Here is a 25,971-nt window from a genome sequence, read left to right as displayed (position 1 = left end):
CATGCAGACCGCTCACGGATCTCGCCGAGCACCGCGCATCCGGGGACTGCACGGTCTGGGTCGACCTCACGCTCGACGAAGAAGGCGCCCTGGACGAGCTGGCCTCGCTCCTCGACCTGCACCAGCTCGCCGTCGAAGATGCGAGGTCCCCTGGCTCGTCTGGGCGCTCCTCGACGTCATCGTCGACAGCCACACCGACTCCGTCGAACGGCTCGACGAGGTCATCGAGGCCCTCAGCGACGGGCTCTTCAGCGAGCGGCCCGACACGAGCGAGGTGCAGCGACGCGCGTTCACGCTGCGGCGGAGCGTCTCGAAGCTCCGCCACGCGACGCTCCCCCTGAAAGAGGTGATCACGCTCCTCATCCACCAGGGAGAGGAGAAGGTGGCGCCAGAGCTGCACCCGTACTTCGCCGACGTCGGCGACCATGCGGCGCTCGCCGCCGACTGGTCCGAGACGCTCGCGGATCACATCTCGACGGCCATCGAGACGAGCATCGCCCTGCAGGGCAACAAGATGAACGAGATCATGAAGAAGGTCACGGGCTGGGCTGCGATCATCGCCGTGCCGACCGCCATCACCGGCTTCTTCGGCATGAACGTCGACTTCCCCGGCCACAACGAGGTCGAGGGCCTCATCGCCTCGGTGTCCCTCGTCATCGGCTCGTCGGTCGTGCTCTACATCGTCTTCAAGAGACGCGACTGGCTGTAGCCGCACCGGCTGCGCACTCCCCGCCACACCTCCCCCGCCTGGCTCCTCCCCCGCCCTGGCGGAAACCGCCAAGAGACCTGTTGGGTGTGCATCCGGTTCTCTCGAAGCGGATGCACACCCCACAGGTCTGTCGGTAGGCAGCGACGCAGCGGCGCAGGTTACGCGGTGACGCGCTCCTCGTCGATGACCTGCTGGCTCTTCGCGTCACGGGAGTGATCCGTGGAGCCGTGCACGTCCTCGTTCATGGTCGCCTCGTCGAACGGGGCGCCACCGCTGAGCACGAGGTCGACGCGCTGCTTGTCGATCTCCTTCGTCCACGTGCCCACGAGCACCGTCGCGACGGCGTTGCCCGTGAAGTTCGTGAGCGCGCGAGCCTCGGACATGAAGCGGTCGATGCCGACGATCACGCCGACGCCGTCGACCAGGTCGGGGCGGTGGGCCTGCAGGCCTCCAGCGAGCGTCGCGAGGCCGGCGCCGGTGACACCGGCGGCGCCCTTCGAGGCGATCATCATGAAGATCAGCAGCGACACCTGCTCGCCGATGGAGAGCGGCGTGCCCATCGCGCTGGCGATGAAGAGCGACGCCATCGTCAGGTAGATGGCGGTGCCGTCGAGGTTGAACGAGTACCCGGTCGGGATGGTGATGCCGGCGACCGACTTCGAGACGCCCACGTGCTCCATCTTCGCGATGAGGCGGGGCAGCGCGACCTCGCTCGACGAGGTGGAGACGATGAGCAGGTACTCGCGGCCGAGGAACTTCATGAGCTTGAAGATATTCACGCGGGCGACGAGCCACAGCAGCGTGCCCAGCACCACGACGATGAAGAGCGCGCACGTGATGTAGAAGGCGATCATGAGGGTGCCGAGCGCGATGACCGCGTCGATGCCCGTCGCTCCGACGACCGCGGCGATGGCGCCGAACGCGCCGACCGGGGCGACCCACATGATCATGCCGAGCACGCGGAAGACGAGCGCCTGGATCTGCGCGATCGCGTCGATGATGGGTGCCGCCTTCGTGCCCATCTTCTGCAGGCCGAAGCCGAGCAGCAGGGCCACGAAGAGCACCTGCAGGATGCTGCCGTCGGTGAGCGACGAGAACAGCGACGTCGGGATGATGCCGAGCAGGAAGTCGGCCGTGCCCTCGCTCTTCGACGCATCGGCCTCGTAGGAGGCGCTCGCGATGTTGAGCCCCTCGCCCGGGTGGATGAAGTTGCCGACGACCATGCCGATGGCGAGGGCGAAGGTCGACATCGTGATGAAGTAGAGGAGCGCGAGCCCGCCGACCTTGCCGACTGTCGCCGCCTTCGCGATGGAGCCGACGCCGAGCACGATCGTGCAGAAGATGATCGGGGCGATCATCATCTTGATGAGCGCCACGAACGCCTCGCCGACGGGCTTGAGGGCCTTCCCGAACTCCGGGAGGACCAGGCCGACGGTGATGCCCGCGAGCACCGCGATGATGACGGCGATGTAGAGCCAGTGAGTCTTGTCGATCCCGCGCTTGCGCGGAGCCTTGGTGTCCTGAGATGTGAGCGCCATTGCCTTCTTCTCTCCGTTGAGATCCGACGCGAGCTGCGTCGGGAGCGATGGATCGAGCATCCGCTCACCGGCAGAACTGCCGCGACTTGCGTTCATACTGTTCTCACCGCGCCCGCAGCGGTGAGATCCGACGCGGCACGCTCATCGACGACGAGGAGGAACCGTGCGATTCGCAAGCTGGAGCGTTGCGACGCGCCTCTTCGTGCTGCAGTTCGTCGCGATCCTCGCGCTCACCGGGCTCGGCGTCGTCATCGTGTGGGCGGATGCGCGGCGCGAGGCGGAGGACGACGCGGCGCTGCGCAGCCTGGCGGTCGCCGAGACCATCGCCCACGACCCGTTCGTCGTCGAGCAGCTGGAGACCGCCGACCCGAGCAGCACGCTGCAGCCGTACGCGATCGTCATCTCCGACTCCACGGACGTCGACTTCATCACGATCATGGACACCGACCGCGTGCGCATCACGCACCGCAACCCCGAGGAGATCGGGCGCCCGTTCCAGGGCAACATCGACACGGCGCTCGGCGGCTCGACCTTCACGGAGACCTACACGGGCACGCTCGGCCCGTCTGTCCGGGCCGTCGCCCCGATCTGGGACGACGGCGAGGTGGTCGCCCTCGTGTCGGCCGGTGTGACCGTGTCGAACGCGCACGTCGCGACGGGGTCGCGCATCGCCCTGATCCTCTGGTCGGCCCTCGGCGCTCTCCTCATCGGCGGCGCCGGAGCCTGGGCGCTCAGCCGCTACCTTCGGCGGGTGACCGACAACCGTGGCCCCGAGGACCTCGCCCGCATGTTCGCCTACTACGAGGGTGTGCTCCGATCGATCGACGAGGGGCTCGTGCTCGTCGACCCGAAGGGCAGGATCGTGCTCGCCAACGTGGTCGCCAGCGAGTACCTCGGCCTGCCGCCGTTCGACCCGCGGGCCGCCCCGGTTCCGGTCAAGGACCTGGCCGCTCCTGAGATCCTGCGAGAGGTCATGCTCCGCAGCGATGCGGTCGTCGACGAGATCGTCGTCACCGAACGGCATGTGCTCGTCGTGAACAGCGAAGCCGTCGTGACGCGCGGGCCCGGTCAGGATGCACCGCGCTCGGCCGGCACGGTCGTCACGCTGCGCGATCACTCCCGCATCGAGGAGCTCAGCGGCGAGCTCGAGACCTCGCAGACGCTCGCGGCGGCGCTCCGCTCGCAGGCGCACGAGTTCGCGAACCGGCTGCACACCATCATCGCGCTCATCGAGCTCGGCCGCCCCGAGGAGGCGATGCGGCTCGCGAGCTCGACGCTCGACGTCAGCCAGGAGCTCGCCGACCGGCTCGTGCGAGCCATCGAGGACCCCGTGCTGGTCGCGCTGCTCCTCGGCAAGTCGGCGCAGGCAGACGAGATGGATGTGCGCTTCGAGCTGCACCTGCCCGAGCGGGTTCCCGCGAGCGCCACCGCTCGCGACCTCATCACCATCGTCGGCAACCTCATCGACAACGCACTCGACGCGGCACGCACGACGCCGGCCCCAGCCGTGCGGGTGCTCGTCGAGGAGCTCGACGGGGAGGTGCTCATCGAGGTGAGCGACAGCGGCGACGGGCCCGATCCGGGGTTCCTGGGCCGCATCTTCGACTTCGGGGTATCCGGCAAGCCCGGCAAGGGGCGCGGGGTCGGGCTCGCGCTGGTGCGGCAGGCCGTGCGCCGGTCGGGCGGCAGCATCGAGGTCGACGGGTCGGCGTTCACGGTGTGCCTGCCGCTGCGTGCCCCGGACGCAGCGCAGCCCGGGGCCTCGCGCGACAGGGAGGCCGCGAATGGACGGTGAGCAGACGACGCAGGCGACACCACTGAACGTGCTCATCGTGGACGACGAGCCGCTGACAGCGCAGGCGCACGCCTCCTACGTGGACCGCCTGCCGGGGTTCCGCACCGTCGCCGTCGCGGGCACGGCGTCCGCCGCGCTCCTCGCGGTCCGTGCATCCGCCCACGGCGACACCGAGCGCATCGACGTCGTCCTCCTCGACATCAACATGCCGGACGCGACGGGCATCGACGTCGCGAGGCGACTCCGGGCCGAAGGTCACGACGTCGACATCATCGCCGTGACGGCCGTGCGCGAGGCGGCCACCGTCAAGCAGGCGGTCTCGCTCGGCATCGCCCACTACCTGCTCAAGCCGTTCACGTTCCAGACGTTCGCGGAGAAGCTCGAGGCGCTGCGCGAGTACCGCGCCGGTCTCTTCGACCACGTCGTCTCCAGCCAGGATGAGGTCGATCAGACACTGGCGTCCCTCCGACAGGCCACACCGCACGCGAGCCTCCCCAAGGGGCTGACGAGCGAGACCCTCGCGAGCGTCATCTCCGCGCTGCGCTCCCTCGAGGCGGGAACCGGCATCTCCGCGAAGGAGCTGTCCGAGCAGCTGGCACTCTCCCGCGTCACCGCGCGCCGCTACCTCGAGCACCTCGTCGACACCTCCGCCGCCGATCGCACCCCCAGGTACGGCACCCCGGGGCGGCCCGAGCTCGAGTACCGTCTCGCCTGAGGCGCTCCGGCCGCCGTCACCTTTCGGACAGCCGGGGGGAGTAATCTCCGGAAAATGATCACCGTCGGCATGAGCACCTCCTGCACGTTCCCCAAGTCTGTCGAGACGTCGTTCCAGATAGCCAGGGACGCGGGCTTCGACGGCATGGAGATCATGATCTCGACCGACCAGACATCTCGCAGCGTGGATGCGCTGAAGCGCCTCATCGACAAGTACCAGCTCCCGGTGCTCGCCGTGCACGCCCCCGTTCTGCTCTTCACGCAGTTCGTGTGGGGCCGCGACCAGCGCACGAAGCTGCAGCGCTCCGCCGAGCTCGCCCGCGACATCGGCGCCTCCACCGTCGTCGTCCACCCGCCATTCCGGTGGCAGTCGGGATACGCGGAAAACTTCCTCGAGATCGTCCGCGAGATCAACGCAGACACGGGCACCGAGATCGCCGTCGAGAACATGTTCCCGTGGAAGGTGTCCGGTCGGGCGCTGCAGGCGTACAAGCCCGGCATCGACCCCGTCGACATGGACTGCGACGCCATCACCCTCGACTTCTCGCACGCCGCGCTCTCGGGACGCGACTCCCTGCAGATGGCGAAGGCGGCCGGCGACCGACTGCGGCACATCCACCTCTGCGACGGCCAGGCGCCCGACGTCAACGACAAGCTCTTCGACGAGCACCTCGCGCCCGGCGAGGGAGGGCAGCCCGTCGCCGAGACGCTCCAGTACCTCGCCTCGATCGGCTGGTCGGGCCACGTCGTCGCCGAGGTGAACACGCGCAAGGCGAAGAACGAGGCAGACCGACTGCGCATGCTCCGCGAGACCGTCGCCTTCGCGCACGATCACCTGCAGCTGGGCCGCTCGGTCCCGGACGGGGTCTAGCGCCGCTCACTGCGCCCGTCTCGGGATGGGTTCCACGCTTCCGGATGGGTTGCAAGCCATCCGGAAGCGCGGAAGCCATCCCGAAGCACAGTGACCACGCGGCGACGGCGAGCACCCGGCTCAGCCACAACGCCCGACTCGGGCTGGCAACCTCACTTCGTGGCGGGAAACTTCCCCCAACGAAGTGATTTCCCCATCCCGAGACGCTGCCCCGAGACGCGGGGTCTACGCGGCGACGAGCTCGCGGCGCCCTGCGGCGAGGCCGGCCACGAGTGACGGCTTCGAGCGACGCCGACGCCCGATGACGAGGCTCGCCGCCGCGAACGACACCGCGGCGATGACGAGCATGCCGATGGCCGCCGTGACTACTCCGGAGGCGCTTCCTCCCGAGTAGGCGATCTGCAGCCCCGCGGCGAGGTGCGTTCCGGGCAGCAGCCCGGAGAGCATCTCGACGAACGGCGACTTCAGCTCGAGCGGCACGAGCCCCCGCATGGCGAGTACCTGGATGCTCAGGAGGCCGATCGATGCGACTGCTGCTGCCCGGCGCCCCCAGAGCGTCGTGAAGAGCAGGTGCAGGCCGATGAGGGCGAGCGCGCAGAGTGCGCCGAGGCCGAGCGTCGCGAAGGCCGCGGTCACGGGCACCCCGACGAACCCGTGGGCGATCACGATGACCGCGAAGAGCACTGCGGCGAGTGGCAGGAGCATGCGCCTCGCGGCGTCGAGCAGGATGCGCCCGTTCGTCGCCATCGACGCGTAGGCCTCGGTCGGCACGAGGCGGCGCATGAGGGTCGTCGCGAGGGCGGCGAGCCAGAGCGCGAGGGGCAGGATGAGCGCGGTGAGGATCTCGCCGAAGCTCACCTCGTGCTGCATGGTCTGGTTCGTCTGGACCGGGTTGGCGACGACCTCCGCGAGCGCGTCCGGATCGCCGACGGCGTTCTCCGCCTGCGCGGCGCCGTCGCTCAGTCCGGTCGACAGCTGGCTCGCGCCGGAGGTGAGCTCGCCGACGCCCTCCTGGATGGGGGCGACTCCGTCGACGAGCAGCTGCTGCCCGTCGCGGAGCTGCCCGAGACCAGTGGCGAGCGCGCTCGCGCCGGTCTCGAGCTCGGTTCCGCCGGTGACGAGCTGGGATGCGCCGCTCTCGAGTTCGTCGCCCGCGGTCGCGAGGTCGGAGGCGCCCGTGGTGAGGCTGCTGGAGCCTGCCGAGAGCTGTGTGGCGCCGGTGTTGAGCTGGTCGATGCCGTCCGCCAGGGTGACGAGGCCGGTGCCGAGCGTCTTCAGGTCGTCTGCTCCGTCGGTCACGGCGGTCAGCTCGCTCGTAGCCCCGTCTAGGGTCTCGACGAGGCCGTCGACGCCGCCGGTCGTGCCGACGAGGCCAGCGATCTGGGTCTCGCATTGGGTCTTCAACGTCGGGTCGGCGAGGGCCGCGCACCAGGCGACGAGGCCGTCCGTGGAGTCGTTGAGGGCCACGAGCGCCGGCCGGATCTGCTCCTGGTAGGTGGCGGTGCCCTGCGTGACGGCGGTCGAGTATCCCTCGAGCTGTGTGCCCGCGTCCGTGAGCTGCTGTCCGCCGGTGCGGAGTCCTGGGGTCTGCGCGGCGAGCTGGCCGACGCCAGCCGCGAGCCGGTCGGCGCCGCTCGTGTACTGCGTGATGCCCGCGGAGAGCTGGTCGACGCCGCCGGTGTACTGGGTGATGCCGCTTGAGAGCTGGCTGACGCCGGAGACGTAGGTGCTCACGCCGGTCGAGAGCTCGCTGGCACCGTCCGCGCTCTGCACGAGTCCGGTCGAGAGCTCGCTCTGGCCGTCGGCGAACTGGGCGAGGCCGGTGCCGAGCTGCGTGCCGCCGTCGGCGAGCTGGGATGCCCCATCGGCGGCGTCGCGGAGGGAGGTCGCGGTCTGGCCGATGCCGTCGAAGAGCTGAACGGCGACCATCTCGGTGACCTGCGTGCCGAACTGGGCGGTGAGCGCATCGGCGAGCCCGTTGGCGATGGCGGGCGAGAGGTAGTCGTGCGACTGGTCGGTGGTCACGTCGATCGTGGCGGGGGTCGCCCCCTCGTCGGCGATGCCCGTGATGCGAGCGGAGAAGTCCTCCGGGATGGTGACGACCACGTACGCCGAGCCGTCTTCGAGTGCCGCCGCCGCGGTGTCGGCGTTGGCGAGCTGCCAGTCGAAGCCGGTCGCCGTGTCGGGATCGGTGAGCGCGCTGACGACGAGCCGGCCCGCGATGACGGTCGTCTCGGTGCCGTCCGGCGCGGTCTGGGTCTGGAGCTGGTCGTTGTTCACGATCATGGCGGGGATCGCCGAGGTGCGGGCCTCTGCGCCGGCGAGGCCGGCGAAGTAGGCGCCGGCGACGACGAGGGGCACGAGGATTGCGACGAGCAGGTTGCGCAGGCGCCGCCGGCGCAGCGCCCCGCGGTCGGCCGTGACGGCGTGGAGGACGGCGGCGCTCATGCGAGTGCTCCCTTGTGCGTGCTGGTTGCGGCGTGCGTGGATGTGGATGCGTCGGCGGATGCGCCCGGCGCGGCGTCGAGGCGGATGCGCCCAGCGGGACGTCGGACCTTGCCGATGATTGCGGCGGGGTCGAGTCCGCTGGGGAGTCCGAGCACGATGGTCGTGTCGGGTGAGGCGAGCGTGCTCACCTCCGCGAGGAGGGAGGAGGCGAGGCGGGTTGCCACCTCGGGTTCGGCTCCTGGGCCGAGATCGACGATCAGGACCTCGGGGTCCTCCGCGAGCGCGATGCGCGCCAAGGCGACGCCTCTCGATGCGGGCCGGAGCTCGCCGAGGTTCGTGCCGGCCTGCACGCGGGGCGAGCCGTCGCGGAGTCTGGCCGCGGCTGCTGAGACCTCGGCGACTCCCTGGTCGACGAGTGCGGCTGGCACCGGTCCCCCGGTGGCTCCGCGTCCGAGGCGCAGCCGCTCTTCGAGGAGGGCACCCACGGTGAGCTCCGCCGACCTGGCGTCGAGCGTCGAGGCGTCCACGACGGCGACGCGTCGCATGAGGGCGCTCTCGTCGCCGGGCGTGAGGTGCCCGTGAGCGTGGGCGTGCCCGGCGACGGGTTCGATGCGTCCCGCGAGGGTGGCCGCGAGGAGCCGCCGCTCGGCGAGCTGTCCCTCCACGAGCAGCACACCGCCGCGCTCGATGCCACCTGTCACGGGGCGCGTGGCCGTCGTCTCAGTTCCGGCCACGAGCTCGCCCATGGCGATGCCGTCGGGCTGCTCGCGCATCCACTCGACGTTCTGGCGGTAGTGGCGAAGGTGCTCGCCCTCGACGTCGAGGTCGGGGAGGATGCGGTCGAGCCAGGCTGGGAGGGCCCAGGCGCGCTTCCCGAGCATCGCCATGATGGCGGGCACCAGCGTCATCCGCACGAGGAAGGCGTCGAAGAAGATGCCGGCGGCGAGCCCGAGGGCGATGGCCTTGATGACGCCGGCTCCCTCGGGCACGAAGGCGGCGAAGACGAAGAACATGATGAGCGCGGCCGCGGTGACGACGCGTGCGCCGTTCGCAAAGCCCGTCTCGACGGCGTTCCGCGCGTCGCCGCTGCGCACGTACGCCTCGCGCATGCCGGAGACGAGGAAGACCTCGTAGTCCATGGCCAGTCCGAAGATGATGGCCATGAGCAGGATGGGCATGAAGCTGATGATGGGGCCGGGCACGACGTGCAGGGCGTCGGCGAACCAACCCCACTGGAAGATCGCGACGACGACGCCGAAGGCGGCGAACACGCTCAGGAGGAAGCTCAGGGCCGCTTTGAGCGGGACGAGGATCGAGCGGAACACCATCATGAGCAGGAAGAAGCTGAGCCCGACGACCACGGCCGCGAACGGCAGGAGCGCCTGGTTGAGGCGGTCGGAGATGTCGAGCGCGATGGCGGTCGCACCGGTCACGGAGGTCGCCATGCCGGTCTCAGCTTCGAGCTCGTCGCCGAGGTCGCGGATCTCGCCGACGACTCGGAGCGTCTCGTCGTCGTCCGGGCCCGTCGAGGGCACGACCTGGATGATCGCGGAGTCGACGGTCGTGTTGGGCAGCGGGTCGCCGACGGTGTCGACCCCGTCGACGTCCGCGACGCGGTCGGCGATGAGCTGCAGGTCGTCGAGGAGGGTCTCGTTGTCACCCTGCGTGATGTCGACCATCACGATGAGTGGCCCGTTGGCGCCTGGTCCGAAGTGCTCGGCGACGAGGTCGTAGCCGATGTGCGCCACGCTGTCTTCGGGCTCGGATGCGCCGGACGGGAGCGCGAGCTTGAGGTCGAGTGCCGGGATCGCGAGCGTGCCGAGGATGGCGATGACGGCGAGTGCGAACGGGAGCGGCGCCTTCATGACGAGCCGCACCCAGCGGCGGCCCATCGTCGGCTTCGCATCTGCGCCGGTCTCGCGACGGAACGCGCGCGAGCCGGCCTTGGGGCGCATCCGCTCGCCCGCGAAGCCGAGCAGCGCGGGGACGAGGGTGATGACGGCCGCCATGGCGGTGAAGACGGCGGCAGCCGCGGCGATGCCCATGACGCTGAGGAACGGGATGCCGACGATCACGAGGCCGAGCAGCGCGATCATGACGGTCACTCCGGCGAAGACGACGGCGTTGCCTGCCGTGCCGACGGCGGTCGCCGTCGATTCCTCGGCGTCCATGCCGTTCGCGAGCTGCGTTCGGTGGCGCGAGACGACGAAGAGTGCGTAGTCGATGCCGACGGCGAGGCCGATCATGACGGCGAGCAGGGGGGTGGCGCTCGAGACGACCACGAACTTCGCGGCGAAGAGGATGCCGCCCATGGTCACGCCGACCCCGACGATGGCGGATACGAGCGGGAGCCCCGCGGCGAGCACCGACCCGAACGCCACGAGGAGCACGATCGCCGCGAACACGACGCCGACGATCTCGGTCGGCGTGAGCCCGTACTCGAGGTTCTGGAAGATCTGCCCATCGAACCCGACTTGGAGGCCGGAGTCCTCGAGCGATGTGCCTGCCTCGGTGACGTCGGCGATGAGCTCGTCGCTGATGTCCTCGCTCGTTCCGTCGAACTGGACGCGGATGATGCCTGCCTCGGCGTCGTCCGACACGGCGTCGGTCGCGTACTCCGAGAAGGGAGAGAGGGCCTGGCTGACGCCGTCGAGCTCGCCGATGCGCTCGGATGCGGCGTCGATGGCGCTCCGGTACGGCTCGTCGTCGACGGAGTCGCCCGCGGGAGTCACGACGACGATGCTGGCGCTGGCACCGGCTGCTTCGGGGAACACCTCGCCGAGGCGGTCGAGCGCCGCCTGCGACTGCGTGCCAGGAATCGCGAAGGACTCCTTGAGGGTTCCGCCCGCGGCGACGCCGACGCCGAGGGCGACCGCGAGCAGCAGGAGCCAGGCGGAGAGCACACGCCATGGGTGGCGGTAGGAGCCGCGGGAGATGCGGAAGAGGAGAAGAGCCATGAGCCCGGTGTCTGCCTGTCGACTAGCGGCGCGTGGCCGAGATGAAGGTGAGCGCGTCGACGAGCTCGTCACGTGTCGGCTCCTGCGTCCGCGCCTCACCTGGGATGTTCTCGTTGGCGAGGCAGTAGGTGACGCCCGCGAGGCCGATGGCGATGCGCAGCGCACGGTCCGGGTCGTCCTCGGACAACGCCGCGACGAGTCGTTCGATGATGGGGTCGACTCGGGTCGCGATGAACTCGCCAGCACCGGTGCTGCGGTGGTTCACGAACATGTGCACGGCCAGGCGGTGCTGGAGGAGGAAGTCGACGAAGGGGCCGACGAGGCGCCTGTCCTCGGTGCCGATGTCGAGGTCCTGCAGGGAGTCGACGAGCTCTTCGAACGCGCCGAGGGCCTCGAGCACGGCCTGCTCGAAGAGGCCCTGCTTGGAGCCGAAGTGGTAGAGCAGGTTGGCCTTCGTGTACCCGGCCTTGCTTGCGATCTCCTGCAGCGAGGCGCCCTCGTAGCCGTGCGCGGCGAATTCGACGAGGGCAGCCTGCTTGAGCAGGTCGGTGGGATGCTGGCGGGACGCCGATCGAGGATGCTCGGCCTGCGTGGGCTCGGGATTCGGCTGCGGTTGCTCGGTCACGCGAGCAGTCTATTGACCGAACGGTCAGAGTTCAACCGATCGGTCAGGATGCGCGAGCGGGGCGCATCCTGACCGGTCAGCTCACCCCCGCGGTTCAGGCGCGGGGCACGTTGGGGCCGGCGACCGCATGACCGATGGAGAGGGCCAGCAGCGAAGCCGCGCCGATCACGCCGACGTGGAGCGCGGTGACCTCGAACTGGCCTGGCACCGTCGACGCGGAGGGCAGCGAACCGGGGCGGTGGTTCTGCGCATTGACCGTGAGGGCGAGCACATCGCTGAGCAGGAGGAGCGCGGCAGAGAGGAGGTCAGTGATGGCCGTGAGCTCGACCGAGAGGACCCCTGCTGGGTCGAGGAGCGCCTCGAGCGCCGCCTCGACGCTCCCCGCGACCGCAACCATGACACCGCCCATGAGCCCGCCGAGGAGCCGGTCGGTGAGCCTGTTGCCGGTGGTGAAGGTCGCCGTGCCGCTCGCGAACTGCGCGAGCGTGCCGGAGAGCTTCAGAGAACCCGTCGTCACGGTGATGGCCACGCTCGACGCAAGCCGAGCGAGCAGTGCCGAGACCCACTGGTCCAGGATCGTCGAGACGGCTGACACCGGGAACCCTGAGGCGAAGAGCGCCGTGTTCGGTGCAAGCCCGTTGAGCCACCCCGGCGTGCCCGCGACGTACGACCCTCCGAACAGGGTCGAGAGGTCGAGCGAGGCCGTCCCGGCCTCGGCATCCAGCGTCAGCGCGGCCGAGCCGTCGCCGGGCAGGGGCTGCAGGAGCGCGTCAGCGGTGATCGACACGGACACCGAGATGTTGGCGGCGTCGAAGATCCCGCCAAGCAACGGTATCGACGAGAGCGGCCCCAGGATTCGCGACGTGTCGACGGCGAGGGTCGGCAGAGCGGCCGTGAGCGCGGAGACGAGCGCGCCGGCCGCTGGCGTGGAGAGCTCGAGCGCAAGATGGCTCATGAGGTACTGACGCAGGGCGACCGGTTCGGCGCACGGATCCGCGATCTCACTGCGAGCGCCGACGGCGCCGACGACAAGAGCGACATCGGAGACCGCACCGACGAGATCCGCCGCGGGGGCGCCCGCCAGGTTCTCGAGCAGCCCCTTCAGCTCGACGCGCGCGAGATCGGGTGCGGCGTAGGGATCGGGGTTGAGGGTGATGCTGCCGCTGTCCGACACGGCTCCGACCGCGCCGAGGGAACCGCCGTCACGGTTCGCGCGCGCGAACTGGTGGACGACGCCGAGGTTCGCATCGGCGAGCGTGAGGATTCCGCTGAGCACAGCGGCGGCGCCGCTGAGCGGGGCGAGGGTGGCTGGCCCTGCCACCGTGACGATCGGCGGGGACCCGGCACTGTTGCTCGCCTGCGAGCCGGTGAGACCCGTGACCGCGTTCAATGACACACCGGCGAGCGACCCGTGGAGCAGGCGCGCTCCCGCACGCGTGCTGTACAGGCCGGACGGGGACTGACACGTCGACGCGGCGGCGAGTGGAGCCGCGGTCGCCGTCAGGAGCACGGGCGCGATCCAGGCGGTGCTGGCGAGCACCCCTCGCCGGGTGAGCCCGGCTTGCTTGTCGGGGTTGGAGTCCATGCGGGTTCTGGGCAGGGAGGGAGGGTTCATCGATGAGACCTTGCGTCAGGGGACACAGCTGCACCGGGGTGTGCAGCTGCCGACATCACTCGCGCATTCGCGCGGATGATGAATGCACGCCAACTTGGCCCGGACCAATTCCACTAGTCGAGGACGACCCGAACGCCTCTCGACGCCACGAATACGAGAATGTCCCGCCGCTCAGCCGTGGCACCCCACCTCCGCACAGCGTCGAGATCGCATCCACACTTCATCGGATGGCCAGACGACACCGCTACCCTGACGACGTCAATCAGAACGCTGGCGGCATCACAACGACGCGGCCCCGGCACAAGGGAGCGGAACCCATGCGCAAATTCCTCACCAACGGCGCGATCCTGTCCTCGGTCTTCGGCATCGTGGGTGTCGTCCGACAGACCTCGATGGAGACCAAGCGCTGGCGAGCAGTGCTCGTCTGGCTGGCCTGGGGCATCTCCACGGCCCTGGCGATCAGCGCCGTCATGGACGACGCGAACCAGAAGAAGCTAGAGCTCGACTAACAATCCGAGCGTCGTGCGGCGTGTCTGTCGACACGCCGCACGAACGCCGTGAGACTAGTGCTGTCTCAATCCGCGGCAGAAGACCTGTCCCGGTTCACGAGCTCACAATCCAGGTGCAGAAAGGGGACTCCGTGTTCGGTTGGTTCCGCAAGCGGCGACACCCCGAGGGTGAAGCCACGTCGATCGCAGATTCGACGCAGCCCACCCCCCAGCAGACGGCCACGACGCTGCCGTCGCTCCCCCAGCATCAGATGGGTGCCATCCCGGCCCCGATCCCCGCTGCATCCGCACCGTCGGCACGCCCGGCCATGCCCCTGGGCGGCCACCCCAACTTCTCCGGCCTCGAGCGCCCGGGAAGCGAGCTGGAGCCACCGCGCCTGCTCGAGCCCAGCGCGATCATGAGCGACGAGGCCCGCGAGGAGCTCACCCTCCTCCTCGACGACATGTTCGGGGCCGAAGGCCGCTACCGCCTCGAGTGGCGCCCAGACCGCGAGCCGGGCGACGACGCCATGTTCTCCGAGATCATGGTCGCCGACCTCGTGCGCCGCATCCAGAACACACTGGGAACCGTCGCAGCGCTGGAAGCAGGCGACGAAGCGCCGGTGCGCCTCGCTCCTGCGAGCGAAGCGGAACGCCAGAAGGCTATCGAGTCGTTCCTCAAGCCCGAGGAGTCGCTTGAGGACCTCGTCGAGACGGTGACCCCTCGCCCGGCTGACCTCGCAGCGCGAGCATCCCTGGCCGAAGAGCGCAAGATCGCCTGAGCCTCTCTCCACGCGCGCACAGCACTGCGCAGCGCGTAACGAAGAACCCCGGTCCGTGTTCGGACCGGGGTTCTTCGTTACGCGCTGCGTGCGCCTAGATGGCGAAGTACGGGAGGAGCCCCGCGAAGACGACCGCGACGACGACCAGGTACCAGACGATGATGATCGTCACGAGGAACGGGGCGAGCTTCTCCCCCACTCGCTTCGCGCCGGCACCCAGGTGCCCCTGCACGAGGTTGAAGATCGTCCCCGTCGAGACGAGAGGGATGGTCGCCGCCCAGATGATCATGCACCAGAGGCACAGGCGCGCGAGCTCGAAGGCGCTGTACCACTGCAGGTAGCTGACGAGCGCCGCGGCGCCCACCAGACCGACCTGGAAGGCGACCCAGAACCAGCGACGGTAGCTCGCACCCGCGAAGATGCCAGCTCCGATCGCGACCGTCACGGCGAACGTCACGAGGCCGATGATGATGTTCGGGAAGCCGAGGATCGCGCCAGCTGAGGACTGCATGGCCGGACCGCACGTGACGAAGATGCTCAGATCGCAGACCAGCGCCTCGTTCGGCGCCTGCAGCTTGTGGATGTACTCCACGGTGAGGAAGAAGCTCGCGAGGAGCCCCACGCCGCCGAAGACGACAAGCGCCCACGCAACGTTCCTCGGCGTGCGCACGAGCCAGGGCAGGCGGGAAACGCCGCCCTGCTCGTCCGCCGCGCCGGCCTCTGCCGTCTCAGGGGAGCTCGTCATCGTGCGCCGCCGCTACTCGCCGGCGTTCGCGGTGCCGGCGAGCGCCATGAGCGTCTCGACGGTCGGGGGCGTCTGCTGCAGTTCGCCGTCGACGAAGATGCTCGGGGTGCCCGAGACGCCGGCCTCGCGCGACGCAGCCGTGTTCGCGGCGGCCCACCCCGAGAATTCGCCGTTGGTGGCCGCGGCGAGGGCTTCTTCGTTCGTCACACCGAGCTGGCTCAGCGCCGATGCGTAGTCAGCGGGACCCCAGCTGGTCTGCGTCTGGCCTGGGATTCCGAACAGGCCGTCGTGGACCTCGAAGAACGCGGATGGCTGGTAGGCGACGGTGGAGGCGATCGCCGCGGCGGCCTCAGCACCGTACGGGGCCACGATGTTGATCGCGTGGTAGGTCACCTGGGCGTCACCTGCGGCGACGAGATCGTTGTAGACCGCCCCAGTCTGCTCGTGGTAGTCCACGCAGTGGGGGCACGAGTAGTCGTAGTAGTAGTCGATCTTGACGGGGGCATCCGCCGCACCGACGACGATCGCCGAGTTGTCGACGACCTCGATGGGCTGCTCGACACTCGAACCGTCGAGGCGCTGCACCGCCACCGTGCCGTCGGCGGTCAACTCGATCTTCTTGCCGAACCAGGTCGAGCCGAAGACGGCAAGCAGCACGATCGCGCCGAGCACGACGACGGCCCCGACGATGATGCCCACCTGCGTGAGCACGCGACCGCGCCGGGCGCGCGCCTCCTCCTGCTTGCGGATGGCGTTCGCCTCCTCGCGAAGCTTCTGAATGTGTTCGCGGTTCTTGTCTGCCATTGCGGCTCTCCTCGGGTTCGACGACCGGCGTCATTGTACGTGAGATCATTTTGTGACCTTCACATACATACTTGCGGCCACAACTATTACATTGTGCACCCCGCACATCCGACCACCCCCAGGGAGCAGCCACCGTGAGTTCCATGTTCCGGTCGCTCGGCGAACGGAACTACCGCATCTGGTTCGCGGGGTCCCTGACCTCCAACGTCGGCACGTGGATGCAGCGCACAGCGCAGGCCTGGATCGTGCTCACCGAGCTCACCGACAACGACGCCACCGCGCTTGGCGTCGTCATGGCCTTGCAGTTCGGCCCGCAGCTGCTGCTGGCGCCGTACGCCGGCGTCATCGCCGACCGCTTCTCGAAGCGGAAGGTGCTCATCTGGACACAGTCGGCCATGGCCGTGCTCGCCCTCGCGCTCGGCGCCATCGTGACGGCGGGCGCCGCGGAGCTCTGGCACGTCTACGTCTTCGCACTGCTGCTCGGCTGCGCGGCCTCCCTGGACGCGCCAGCGCGCCAGGCGTTCGTCTCCGAGGTGGTGGGCCTCAAGCTGCTCTCGAACGCCGTAGCCCTCAACTCGGCGTCGTTCAACGGCGCCCGGATGCTGGGGCCGGCCGTCGCCGGAGTCCTCACGGTCCTCATCGGCGCGGGCCCGGTGATCCTCGTCAACGCGCTCACGTACCTCGCGACCATCGCGGCCCTTCTGGCCATGCGCGGCTCGGATCTGCTCCCCGCTCCCCCGTCGAAACGCGGCCGCGGGCAGATCCGCGAGGGCATCCGCTACGTCGCGAGGCGCCCGGACATCGTCGCGGTCCTGGTCCTGGTCTTCCTCCTCGGCACCTTCGGCCTGAACTTCCCCATCTACACGGCGACCATGACGACCATGGAGTTCGGTGGCGGCGCGGATAGCTTCGGCCTGCTCTCCTCGATCCTCGCCATCGGCTCGCTCGGGGGCGCGCTGCTGGCCGCGAAGCGCGAGCGAGCCCGGTTCCGTGTCCTGCTGTCGTCGAGCGTGTTCTTCGCGCTCAGCTGCCTGGCAGCCGCCCTGGCGCCGACGTTCTGGCTGTTCGCCGTGGCCCTCATCCCCATCGGCTTCACCTCGCTCAGCGCGATCACCACGGCCAACGCCCTCGTCCAGGGAAGCGTCGAGCCCTCCATGCGCGGGCGGGTCCTCTCGCTGTACATGGCGATCTTCCTCGGCGGGACGCCCGTCGGTGCCCCCGTCATGGGGTGGATCGTCGAACTGTTCGGGCCGCGCGCGGCGCTCCTCGTCGGCGGCGCATCCGGTGCCGTCGGGGCGATGCTCGCCGCCTGGATCCTGCACCGGGCCGGAGCGTTCAGGTGGCGTGACCGCCCCTGGCGCAACCTGGACGACCCGCGAGCCGACGAGCCCCTGTAGGCGTCCGCGCTTCGACGCGCATCCGCTCATCACGCTCGACGAGCGTCGGCACGGGCCAGCAGACGACTCAGGCCCCGCTCGAACGCGGTCGGCTCAGTGCGCCCCGAGGACGCGCTTGAGGTGTGCGTTGTCGAACACGCCCTCCGGATCCAGTCGTTCGCGCGCCGTGTGGAAGTCGCCGAAACGCGTGATGACGTGCTTGAACTCCTCCGCACGCACCGTGTGGAAGCTACCCCAATGCGGGAGGCCCCCAAGGCTCAGGAAGAGGTCCTCGGCAGCGGTGAAGATCGCGCGCGCGTCGAGCGTGGACGGCACGCGCACCGTGATGTTCCCGACAGCCCTGCCGTATGCGTTGGACAGGAACGCGTCGTCGGCGGCAGTCGTCGAGATGCGAACGGCGTAGGGGAGGTTGAGGTGCGCTCGCTCGAGGGTCTCGTCGAGCGCACGCAGCACCTCTGGGGTCTCGGCGATGGGGAACGAGTACTCGAGCGACGCGAAGCGCACCGGGGCGGGCTCCGCGAGAGCTCGCATGGGCCCCAGGGTCGACTCGCCGACCGGATGCACGCGGTTCGCGAGCTTGTTCACCGCGGGGGTGAGCAACGGCAGCGACTTCGACAGGCCGATGGCGAGCATCTCGCCGAGCGCGCCGAAGGATGCGGAACGGCGTGAGGGCGTCGGCTCGTCGGCGATCTCGCCGGATTCGCGGAACCCCTGCGTCACGAACACCTCATCGGTGTGCGGCCGCCAGCTCGCCGAGAAGTGGTCGGCGCCTGAGGCGAGCACAGCGAACTCGTCGACGAGTTCGCTCATGCGCATCTGCTCCTCAGAGGTGCGGATGCGGTAGCCGGGCACGATGCGGAACACGAGCTCCGTGAAGATGCCGAGCGCGCCGAGGCTGAGCTTCACCGAAGGCCACAGCTCGAGGTCCTGGTGGGCGCTCACCGTGACGAGCTCGCCGGTCCCGGAGACGAGCGTCGCGGAGACGAGCTGCGATGACAGACTCGCGAAACGAGCACCAGTGCCATGGCTGCCCGTGGCGATCGCGCCTCCGAGAGTCACGGCGGGGTTGTTCGGGATGTTCTGCAGCTGCCATCCGTAGGTCTCGAGCAGGGCCCCGGCCTCGGCGATCGTCGTGCCGGCACCGAACGACGCCTCATGGCTGTCGAGGTCGATCCAGTTCATGCCGCGGAGGCCTCGGGCGTCGAGGAGGAGGTCCGGGGCCGCGGCCAGCGCATTCGAGGTGTGGCTCGCACCGACGGGACGCACGTGCCTGCCCCTGCTGTAGGCCTCGGCGACGACCTGCTGGACCTCGAGCGCAGTCCTGGGAGCAACGATGCTCGACGGGTTCGCGCGTGCGGTCCGCGGCCAGTTCGCCCAAAGTTCTCCGGGTGCAATCGTCACGGAATCCGCCTCCTCGTCGTCGGCGCGTTGCGCGCCAAGCCAGTGCATGCCCATTGTGCCAGCACCGCGCCTCCGAGAACGGCAGACCGGTGCCCTCCCAGCCCGAAGAGAGCCTCCCTCGAGGATGCAAGAAGGCCCGGTAGCTGGCGAGAGCTACCGGGCCTATCTCGTACACCCCCTCGGACTTGAACCGAGAACCCATTGATTAAGAGTCAATTGCTCTGCCAATTGAGCTAGAGGTGCGCGTCGTTCCGTTTCCGTGGCGACCAAGAGAGAATAGCACTGTTTTGAACTCGAAGTCCAATCGGCCGCAACATGCCACGATTGAGGCCATGACGACCTCCACTCCGACCCGCCTCGAGCCGGGCGCAGACGCTCCGGACTTCACCCTCACAGATCAGGACGGCAACGCCGTCTCTCTCTCCGACTACCGCGGCAAGCGCGTCATCCTCTACACGTACCCCGAGGCATTCACCCCTGGATGCACGGCTGAGGCGTGCGACTTCCGCGAGAGCGATGCCCCGCTTCGCGCCGCCGGGTACACGATCCTCGGCATCTCGTCGGACGACCCGGAGAAGCTGGCCGAGTTCCGCGACGCCGAGCACCTGGACTTCACGCTCCTGAGCGACGCCGACCACGCCGTGCAGACCGCCTACGGCGCCTACGGAGAGCGCAACAAGTACGGTCGCGTCGCCGTGGGCCCCATCCGCTCGACCTTCGTGATCGACGAGCACGGCAAGATCACCGAGGCCCTCTACAACGTTCGCGCCGCGGGCCACGTCGCCCGGATCCTGAAGCTGCTCGTGGTCTAGCCCGTCGCTTCCACCTCGTCGTCGTCGCGGCGCAGTGCACGGCCCGTCGCCGGATGCACGGCCGCGACGATGCCGAGCAGGCTGACGGCGACGAGCACCCAGCCGGCCCAGACGGCCAGGTCGCCCTGGAGGAACACCCAGGCGACTGCCAGCTGCATGATCTGCCAGGTGATGGCAGCCCCGCGGACCCAGGCGCGCAGACGCAGCGTCGACACGGCCACGAGCGCAAGCAGCACGGCCCCCAGCAGCGCGAGCCCAGCAAGCGCAAGGGAGGAGGCGAGGAACCTGGCCTCCTGCGCGGCGGTCTCTACGACAAGGAACGCCGTCACGGCGGCGAGGATCGCGGCCTCCACGCCGAGCACTCCGGCAAGCAGAACGACAGTGACCGGACGCTTGGTCGTGCCTGGGCTCACGAATTACCCCTTGCCTGGAAAATGACGCTGTGGCAAAATCTTTCTCTAGGTAGAGATACCCGGAGGAATGCAAAATCGAGGCCAAGTCTATAGGCCAGTCACCGCATCCCGGGTTCACGAACTTCGCTCCCAGCGGAGCGTTTTTGTGCGCGAGGCGCACTCGATAAGGAGCACCACTGATGGATTGGCGCGATACTGCCGCCTGCTTGGACGCAGACCCCGAGCTCTTCTTCCCGGTCGGGAACACCGGCCCCGCTGTCGACCAGATCGACGCAGCGAAGGCCGTTTGCGCTTCCTGCAAGGTGACCGAGGTGTGCCTTCAGTACGCACTCGACACCGGTCAGGATTCCGGCGTCTGGGGAGGCCTCTCCGAAGACGAGCGACGTGCACTCAAGCGTCGCGCTGCACGAGCGCGACGCGCGTCCTGAGCAGCAGACAACCCGCGGCCTGACCGCGGATCGCCCGCCGGGCGGCGTTCACGCGCCGCCCGTCTCGCGTTTCCAGCGGCTGGGGATGAGGAGCTTCACCTGCGTTCCCTCCCCCGGCTCGGAGTGCCACTCGATGGAGCCGCCGAGCTCGCCCTCAACCAAGGTGCGGACGATCTGCGTGCCGAGACCGGCGCCGATGCGTCCGGCGACGAACCCGGAGCCCGTATCCGCCACCGTGACGGAGAGGCCACCCGGCGTCTGCTCGGCCGTGACGGTGACCTCGCCTTCCTGCCCCGCGAGTCCGTGCTCGACAGAGTTCGTGACGAGTTCGGTGAGCGCAAGGGCCAGCGGCGTCGCGTACTCGCTGGGCAGCGTTCCGAATCGACCGCTGACGACCGGTCGGACAACCGTGTTCGAGGAAGCGGACACCTCGGTGATGAGCTTCATGACGCGGAGGAACACCTCGTCGAAGTCGACGGTCTGGGAGAAGCCACCGGAGAGCGTGTCGTGCACGACCGCGATCGAGGAGACCCGACGCATGGCCTGCGTCAGCGATTCCCTGGCCTCGTCGCTCCGCGAGCGTCGGGCCTGGATACGCAGGAGCGCCGCGACGGTCTGCAGGTTGTTCTTGACGCGGTGATGGATCTCCCTGATCGTGGCGTCCTTGGTGATGAGCTCCTGCTGCTGGTGCCTGACGTCTGTCGTGTCTCGGCAGAGCACGATGGCGCCCGTGCGCTCTCCGTGCGCCCTCAGCGGCAGCGCGCGCAGTGTGACGGTGATGTCTCGCGCTTCGACGTCGGTCATCCACGGCGCACGCCCCGTGACGACGAGCGGCAGCGCCTCGTCTACCGTGACGCGGCTCTTGTCGTGCACGAGCGCTGAGGCGACCTCCGAGAGCACTTCCCCCTCGAGCTCTCCCCCGAAGCCGAGCTTGTTCATGGCGCTGAGCGCGTTGGCGCTCGCGAACGTGACGACGCCGTCTCTGTCGAGCCTGATGAGTCCGTCCGATGCTCGCGGTGCGCCGCGGCGTGAGATCTGCGGGGCCTCCGGATCGGGGAAGGCTCCCTCTTCGATCATGGCGAAGATCTCGTCGGCGCAGTCGCGGAACGTCTCTTCCTGGCGGGTGATCGAGCGTGTGCTCCCCAGGTTCGTGTGACGCGTGATGACGGCGATGGGGTGCTGGCTGACCCCCTCGCCCGGCAGACGGCAGAAGACGGGTGTCACGAGCAGCTGCGTCGGGATCTCGTCGAACCAGTCCGGCTCGGTCGACCGAACGGTGATGCCCTCCTCGTAGGACCTGCGCACGGCCATCGCCCACTGCTCCCGCACGGACTGGCCGATGAGGTCGCGGTAGAAGAGCGTCGGGGCGCTCGAGGGGCGCCCCTGTGCGACGGCGACGAAGTCGTCGTCCTTCGTGTGGACCCAGAGCACGACATCCGCGCACGAGAGGTCGGTGAGGAGCTGCCAGTCGGCGCTCAGCTGCAGGATCCACGACTGCTCAGCTTCACTGAGGGTTCCGCGGCGCTGGAGTTGCGATGAGAGACTCGACACTCGGTCAGCTTAGGAGTTCTGAGCTTGCAGTTCGCCGCGACCGCGCCAGAATCGACGAAACGCCGAAGTTCGTCGCCTGTTCTCACCCTTCGCTTGCCGGGTCTCGTGGCCACTGCCGGCTGAGGCCAGCAGCGTGTCCGAGACGTAGGCTCCGATCGCACGAGCGAACGCGGAGCGGGGGCTAGCGTACGTGACCGGCTCGCCGGCGAGCAGCGCACGGTCGCAGGCCGCCTGGTCGAGTGGGATGAGCGCTTGCGCCTCGAGGCCCGCGAATCGTGAGAGGACGTGCCGGATCTGACCTGCGGCGCCCAGGCCGACCGCGTCAGCTCGCACTCGGTTCACGATGACATCCGTGGGTGTGTCGTCGATGAGGTCGACGAGGTTCACGCGGGCGCGCAGGAACCTCTGGAGGCCAACTGCCTGCCCGTCCGCGACGGCGAGCACTCGGTCCGCAGCGGTGAGGGCGGTCAGGGTCGCGGCCGAACGACGAGGCGAGAACGCGTCGCTCGCGATCTCGTCGTCGCTCTCGAGACTGAAGCCGACGTCGACGACCACGAGGTCGGCGACCTCGCGGCACTTCTCGAGCACAGTTGCCACGCGATCCCTCGCGAGTTCCGGCCACCTCGCGGGGTTCGCGATGCCGGTGAGCACCAGCAGTCCACCCCGGCCGAAGGACCGCGGCACCGCGATGCGCTCGATCTCGGCGACCGTGAGTCGTGCCGCGCCCGCCAAGCGGCAGGCAGCTGCGAAGCCCGGCGCCTCGTCGGTGATGCCCAGCATCGCCGCGAGCGAGCCGCCGTAGCTGTCGGCATCGATGAGCAGCACTCGCTGTCCCATCTCGGCGGCCTTGGACGCGACCGCTGCGGCCACGGTGGATGCGCCCGGAGCGCCGTGCGGACCCCAGACCGCGAGCACGACGCCCCTGCCGTCTGCGCGTGCCCGTCGGAGCGGCAGTGCAGTCATGCCGCGCTCGTGCGCCACGGCGCGGGTGCCAACGCGCGTCGGCATTCTGGCCGCGCGTCTGCGCTCACGTCGCCCAGCTCCATCGCTCGTCGGGTGCTCGGGTTCGGGCTCGGGCTCGGGCTCCGCAGGGTCAGGTCGGTCCTCGTCCGAAGGCTGGAGGCTGACGGCCGGGGGCCTCGAGAATGCCACCGATCGCTGCGGAATCGGGCCGGTTGGCATGGAGCGGGAGGAGTCGCCGGACGTTCTGGCGAGGAGCACCTCGATCTCGCTCCAGCTGACCGCCGCTTCGACGACCTCCGTCGCGGAGAGCGTCTCCGCGTTCCGACGTTCCAAGTCGCTCGAGACCACAACGATCGCACGCGCGCCGAACCGGGCGCACGCCGCCAGACTGCGCGGAGTCAGCGTCTCCGGCGCCCCTTGCAGCACCACGATCTCGGGTCGCAGCCTCTCGAGCGCCGTCGCGGCGGCGAGCCCACCGGAGACTCGATCGACGATGTCGTGTCCCGCCGCGATGATGCCCTCGAGGAGGCGGGCCTCGATCTCGAATTCGATGGCAAGCAGGATCCTCGACATGTCACTGCCCCTTCTCGCGGAAGACTGGGACAAGGGCCAGCCGCGAATCGTTGCTGATCGCCGCGAGCAGTGCGGGGATCTCGGCCTTCGGCAGTAGCAGCTCCACCCGGTCCGCCTGGCTCGCGGAGAGGGCCCCTTCCCTCGGGAGGATCTTCGCGACCGTCGCATTCGACGAGGTCAGCACTGGCGCGCCGTAGGTCCCGGGGGCTGACTCCTGGCTCGACCAGAGCTCCACCGCACTGCCAGCGCCCAGCTCCGTCGGCAAGCCGCCGGAGACTTCGACGACAACGGACGAGCGGCTCGAATCAGCGTCTCCGAGGGCTGATCTCGGCAGGAGCTCACCAGCCTCGACCGCCTGGGTCACGAGGAACTCGCCCGTCGGCACCGTCTCCGTGCTCACGTACGCCTCCGCGCTCGGCCCGAGCACGACCTCGACGGCCACGAGGTCATCGACCGTGATCAGCTGCCCAGGCGCGATCGTCGAGGCGGCGGCGTAGGCAATTTCCGTTCGGTTCCCGGCGACGAGAACGCCGACGACACCGAGCACCGACGCGATGACGAGGAGGATTCCGAGGAAGAGCCTCGGGTCGACCCAGCGTCTCGGCTTGCGAGCCCTGCTCACGCTCATGCCACTCTTCCCTTCTTCGGTCGCCGCGAGGTGGCGACTCCGCCATCGTGGCGCAGCGCGAGAGAACCTGCAGAAGTTATCCACAACATGCGTCGATCCACGATCTGCGCGCGATAATCGAGCGCATGAACGCATCCGTTGACCCCCAGTCAATCGGCCGTTTCCTGACCCTCGCCGAGGTCTCCGAGATCCTCAACGTCACGATGGATGTGGCGACCGGTCTCGTGCAGAGCGGGGAGCTGCCCGCGATCCGTATCGGCGGCGTCGGCGAATGGCGAGTGGAACGGACGATGCTCGAGCAGTACATTGACGACCAGTACGAGTACCAGCGACGCGTCGCTGCACTCCGCCAGGGCGAGTTCGCAGACACCGGCGACTTCCTCGAGGCGAACGCCGCACAGGATGACACGACCCCGCGCCTGCGCCCGTTGCTGTAGGCAGACCGTCGCCGGCCCCGGACCGGTCAGTCGTCAGCGAGGATCACGAGACGCAGGTCGTCGAGCGGGATGATGCGGTACGCGACGACATCCCGCGATCTTCTGGCCACCCCGCGCTCGTGGACGGCGACATCGACGTGGTCGCGCGCGACCCGGTCGATGGTGCCCACGATCGTGCCGGTGGTCACCACGAACTCGCACTGCCGGCGACGCCGCCCGAGGTCCCGCAGCGCGAAGGCGAGGCCGAGTCGCCCGGACAGGTCACCTGGACCGCTCGCGGCCGGTTCGCGCAGACTTACGACGAGTTGCTCCTCAGTGAGCACCAGGGACGCGATACCCGCCGTCGGGACGATGCAGACGCGCGCCCGACCCGATTCCGCGAGCAGTTCGGCTGACAGCCAGTCGCTGCCGAACGCCTTCGGGCGCACGGCCACGAGGGAACCATCCGACAGCTGCAGGGAGATGGGCGCCGAACTGGTTTCCGCGAGCGCGACGAGACGCTCACGCACGGTCAGTCGACCCACGCGAAGTCGCTCCTCGTCGACGGCGCGCCTGGCGGCCTCGTCGTCGAGCGCCCCCTGCAGCTCGCCCGCGAGGCCATCGAACAGATCGTCCCATCGCACCTCGACAGCGTAGAGTTCATGGCCCGTGCGACCGGAGTTATCCACAGGGGAGTTCACCCCTCGCGAGCACCGGGAGCGACGTGGTTTCATGTCGCCAGGCGGTTCGGTGGGGAATCGTCTGAGATCCGACGGGGGCAGTATGTCGCCAACGCGCAGCACCAGGGCGCTCCGCGCCATCGATGCGCCACAATCAACGCTTTCCGCGGCGGCGGGCGAACTCATCGACGCCGACCCGCTCTTCGTCCGGGTACGCACGGCCGCGAGCGACCTTCCCGATCCAGCTCCACTGGTCTCGAATCTGGCCCGAAGCGTCGTCGAGGTCATCTCCGGGGTCCGCGACATCGAGCAGCTGTCCAGGTGGGTGACCGACGACGTCTACCGTCACCTGCTCATTCGCACGCAGCACGCAGCACGAGCGAGGCAGGCGCGACGGCGTCCAACTCGCCGGCCGAACTTCGTCGAGCTGAGCGTGCGCATTCAGGCGACGACGGAGAACATCGTCGATGCCGTCGTCGTCCTCGACTTCGGTGCGCGGGTCAGAGCCGTGACCGTGCGCCTCGAGGGTCTCGACCGGCGCTGGCGAGCATCCGCCATCCACGTCCTCTGAACTGCCCAGCGTGACGAGAACGCCTCGGCGGACGTGCCACCACGAGT

The 25,971-nt window shown here is 69.0% G+C and carries 24 protein-coding genes and 1 tRNA gene; 11 read left to right on the top strand and 14 right to left on the bottom strand.

What is annotated here, in order from left to right:
• Position 1: 1 nt before the first annotated feature.
• Positions 2-709: a magnesium transporter CorA family protein gene (locus ABVF28_RS12295; RefSeq protein ID WP_371030682.1), complete on the top strand. Its 708-nt coding sequence runs from the start codon at positions 2-4 to the stop codon at positions 707-709.
• Between the two features lie 158 nt (positions 710-867).
• On the opposite strand, the gene ABVF28_RS12290 is transcribed toward ABVF28_RS12295, so the two are convergent.
• Positions 868-2,247: a cation:dicarboxylate symporter family transporter gene (locus ABVF28_RS12290; RefSeq protein WP_104311304.1), complete on the bottom strand. Its 1,380-nt coding sequence runs from the start codon at positions 2,245-2,247 to the stop codon at positions 868-870.
• A gap of 163 nt (positions 2,248-2,410) precedes the next feature.
• Between ABVF28_RS12290 and ABVF28_RS12285 the strand changes: the two genes are divergently transcribed.
• Genes ABVF28_RS12285 through ABVF28_RS12275 form a run of 3 tightly spaced genes read left to right on the top strand, consistent with a single transcriptional unit; the run spans position 2,411 to position 5,627 of the window.
• Complete coding sequence (locus tag ABVF28_RS12285; protein WP_371030681.1) at positions 2,411-4,042, top strand: ATP-binding protein; 1,632 nt, start codon at positions 2,411-2,413, stop codon at positions 4,040-4,042.
• On the top strand, positions 4,032-4,757 hold the full coding sequence (locus ABVF28_RS12280; RefSeq protein WP_371030680.1) for a response regulator: 726 nt from the start codon (positions 4,032-4,034) through the stop codon (positions 4,755-4,757). Before ABVF28_RS12285 ends, ABVF28_RS12280 begins: the two co-directional genes overlap by 11 nt.
• 54 nt (positions 4,758-4,811) lie before the next feature.
• A complete protein-coding gene (locus tag ABVF28_RS12275) occupies positions 4,812-5,627 on the top strand; it encodes a sugar phosphate isomerase/epimerase family protein (protein ID WP_371030679.1) in 816 nt (271 codons plus the stop codon).
• 225 nt (positions 5,628-5,852) lie between these two features.
• Here the strand turns inward: ABVF28_RS12275 and ABVF28_RS12270 are convergent, their stop codons facing one another.
• From ABVF28_RS12270 to ABVF28_RS12255, 4 genes are all read right to left on the bottom strand, one after another.
• Positions 5,853-8,075 carry a YhgE/Pip domain-containing protein gene (locus ABVF28_RS12270; RefSeq protein WP_371030678.1) on the bottom strand — a complete coding sequence of 741 codons (2,223 nt, stop codon included), beginning with the start codon at positions 8,073-8,075 and terminating at the stop codon, positions 5,853-5,855.
• Complete coding sequence (locus ABVF28_RS12265) at positions 8,072-11,032, bottom strand: MMPL family transporter (RefSeq protein WP_371030677.1); 2,961 nt, start codon at positions 11,030-11,032, stop codon at positions 8,072-8,074. The genes ABVF28_RS12270 and ABVF28_RS12265 overlap by 4 nt, the downstream gene beginning before the upstream one ends.
• Before the next feature lie 22 nt (positions 11,033-11,054).
• Positions 11,055-11,657, bottom strand: coding sequence for a TetR/AcrR family transcriptional regulator (locus ABVF28_RS12260; RefSeq protein WP_371030676.1), 603 nt, complete (start codon positions 11,655-11,657; stop codon positions 11,055-11,057).
• Between the two features lie 94 nt (positions 11,658-11,751).
• Positions 11,752-13,272, bottom strand: coding sequence for a choice-of-anchor G family protein (locus tag ABVF28_RS12255; RefSeq protein WP_371030675.1), 1,521 nt, complete (start codon positions 13,270-13,272; stop codon positions 11,752-11,754).
• 317 nt (positions 13,273-13,589) lie between these two features.
• On the opposite strand from ABVF28_RS12255, the gene ABVF28_RS12250 reads away from it, so the two are divergent.
• Together ABVF28_RS12250 and ABVF28_RS12245 are read left to right on the top strand one after the other, a co-directional pair.
• The gene (locus ABVF28_RS12250; protein WP_068476980.1) at positions 13,590-13,781 is read left to right on the top strand and encodes a hypothetical protein; all 192 of its coding nucleotides are present in this window, start codon (positions 13,590-13,592) and stop codon (positions 13,779-13,781) included.
• A gap of 131 nt (positions 13,782-13,912) precedes the next feature.
• Positions 13,913-14,542: a hypothetical protein gene (locus tag ABVF28_RS12245; RefSeq protein WP_146080732.1), complete on the top strand. Its 630-nt coding sequence runs from the start codon at positions 13,913-13,915 to the stop codon at positions 14,540-14,542.
• Between the two features lie 94 nt (positions 14,543-14,636).
• Here ABVF28_RS12245 and ABVF28_RS12240 read toward each other — a convergent pair whose 3' ends face one another.
• Positions 14,637-15,287, bottom strand: a complete 651-nt coding sequence (locus tag ABVF28_RS12240) for a vitamin K epoxide reductase family protein (protein WP_371030674.1) — start codon at positions 15,285-15,287, stop codon at positions 14,637-14,639.
• 12 nt (positions 15,288-15,299) lie between these two features.
• On the bottom strand, positions 15,300-16,091 hold the full coding sequence (locus ABVF28_RS12235) for a thioredoxin domain-containing protein (RefSeq protein WP_104311077.1): 792 nt from the start codon (positions 16,089-16,091) through the stop codon (positions 15,300-15,302).
• Between the two features lie 143 nt (positions 16,092-16,234).
• On the opposite strand from ABVF28_RS12235, the gene ABVF28_RS12230 reads away from it, so the two are divergent.
• Positions 16,235-17,488, top strand: coding sequence for an MFS transporter (locus tag ABVF28_RS12230; protein ID WP_371030725.1), 1,254 nt, complete (start codon positions 16,235-16,237; stop codon positions 17,486-17,488).
• Between the two features lie 93 nt (positions 17,489-17,581).
• Here ABVF28_RS12230 and ABVF28_RS12225 read toward each other — a convergent pair whose 3' ends face one another.
• Both ABVF28_RS12225 and ABVF28_RS12220 read right to left on the bottom strand, forming a co-directional pair.
• Complete coding sequence (locus ABVF28_RS12225; protein WP_371030673.1) at positions 17,582-18,889, bottom strand: D-arabinono-1,4-lactone oxidase; 1,308 nt, start codon at positions 18,887-18,889, stop codon at positions 17,582-17,584.
• A 170-nt stretch (positions 18,890-19,059) separates the two neighbouring features.
• Positions 19,060-19,132, bottom strand: a tRNA-Lys gene (locus ABVF28_RS12220).
• Positions 19,133-19,221: 89 nt separating this feature from the next.
• Between ABVF28_RS12220 and bcp the strand changes: the two genes are divergently transcribed.
• The gene (gene bcp, locus ABVF28_RS12215) at positions 19,222-19,701 is read left to right on the top strand and encodes a thioredoxin-dependent thiol peroxidase (protein ID WP_371030672.1); all 480 of its coding nucleotides are present in this window, start codon (positions 19,222-19,224) and stop codon (positions 19,699-19,701) included.
• On the opposite strand, the gene ABVF28_RS12210 is transcribed toward bcp, so the two are convergent.
• Positions 19,698-20,114 carry a hypothetical protein gene (locus tag ABVF28_RS12210; protein ID WP_371030671.1) on the bottom strand — a complete coding sequence of 139 codons (417 nt, stop codon included), beginning with the start codon at positions 20,112-20,114 and terminating at the stop codon, positions 19,698-19,700. The genes bcp and ABVF28_RS12210 overlap by 4 nt on opposite strands.
• Before the next feature lie 179 nt (positions 20,115-20,293).
• Between ABVF28_RS12210 and ABVF28_RS12205 the strand changes: the two genes are divergently transcribed.
• On the top strand, positions 20,294-20,542 hold the full coding sequence (locus ABVF28_RS12205; protein ID WP_068476994.1) for a WhiB family transcriptional regulator: 249 nt from the start codon (positions 20,294-20,296) through the stop codon (positions 20,540-20,542).
• Positions 20,543-20,590: 48 nt separating this feature from the next.
• On the opposite strand, the gene ABVF28_RS12200 is transcribed toward ABVF28_RS12205, so the two are convergent.
• Genes ABVF28_RS12200 through ABVF28_RS12190 form a run of 3 tightly spaced genes read right to left on the bottom strand, consistent with a single transcriptional unit; the run spans position 20,591 to position 24,257 of the window.
• Positions 20,591-22,093: a sensor histidine kinase gene (locus tag ABVF28_RS12200; RefSeq protein WP_104252331.1), complete on the bottom strand. Its 1,503-nt coding sequence runs from the start codon at positions 22,091-22,093 to the stop codon at positions 20,591-20,593.
• A 9-nt stretch (positions 22,094-22,102) separates the two neighbouring features.
• Positions 22,103-23,629, bottom strand: coding sequence for a MinD/ParA family protein (locus tag ABVF28_RS12195; protein ID WP_371030670.1), 1,527 nt, complete (start codon positions 23,627-23,629; stop codon positions 22,103-22,105).
• A gap of 1 nt (position 23,630) precedes the next feature.
• On the bottom strand, positions 23,631-24,257 hold the full coding sequence (locus ABVF28_RS12190) for a hypothetical protein (protein WP_371030669.1): 627 nt from the start codon (positions 24,255-24,257) through the stop codon (positions 23,631-23,633).
• A 125-nt stretch (positions 24,258-24,382) separates the two neighbouring features.
• On the opposite strand from ABVF28_RS12190, the gene ABVF28_RS12185 reads away from it, so the two are divergent.
• Positions 24,383-24,694 (top strand): helix-turn-helix domain-containing protein, encoded by a 312-nt coding sequence (locus tag ABVF28_RS12185; RefSeq protein ID WP_371030668.1) that lies wholly within the window; start codon positions 24,383-24,385, stop codon positions 24,692-24,694.
• A 26-nt stretch (positions 24,695-24,720) separates the two neighbouring features.
• Here the strand turns inward: ABVF28_RS12185 and ABVF28_RS12180 are convergent, their stop codons facing one another.
• Positions 24,721-25,317 carry a hypothetical protein gene (locus ABVF28_RS12180; protein WP_371030667.1) on the bottom strand — a complete coding sequence of 199 codons (597 nt, stop codon included), beginning with the start codon at positions 25,315-25,317 and terminating at the stop codon, positions 24,721-24,723.
• Between the two features lie 139 nt (positions 25,318-25,456).
• On the opposite strand from ABVF28_RS12180, the gene ABVF28_RS12175 reads away from it, so the two are divergent.
• Entirely contained in the window at positions 25,457-25,924 is a 468-nt protein-coding gene (locus ABVF28_RS12175; RefSeq protein WP_371030666.1) for an Rv3235 family protein, read from the top strand.
• Positions 25,925-25,971 lie beyond the last annotated feature (47 nt).

Source organism: Pseudoclavibacter sp. JSM 162008, from assembly GCF_041366455.1.
Taxonomy (GTDB): domain Bacteria; phylum Actinomycetota; class Actinomycetes; order Actinomycetales; family Microbacteriaceae; genus Pseudoclavibacter.
The sequence above is the reverse complement of the archived record's forward strand: the minus strand, read 5'-3'. Positions and strand labels throughout refer to the sequence as shown.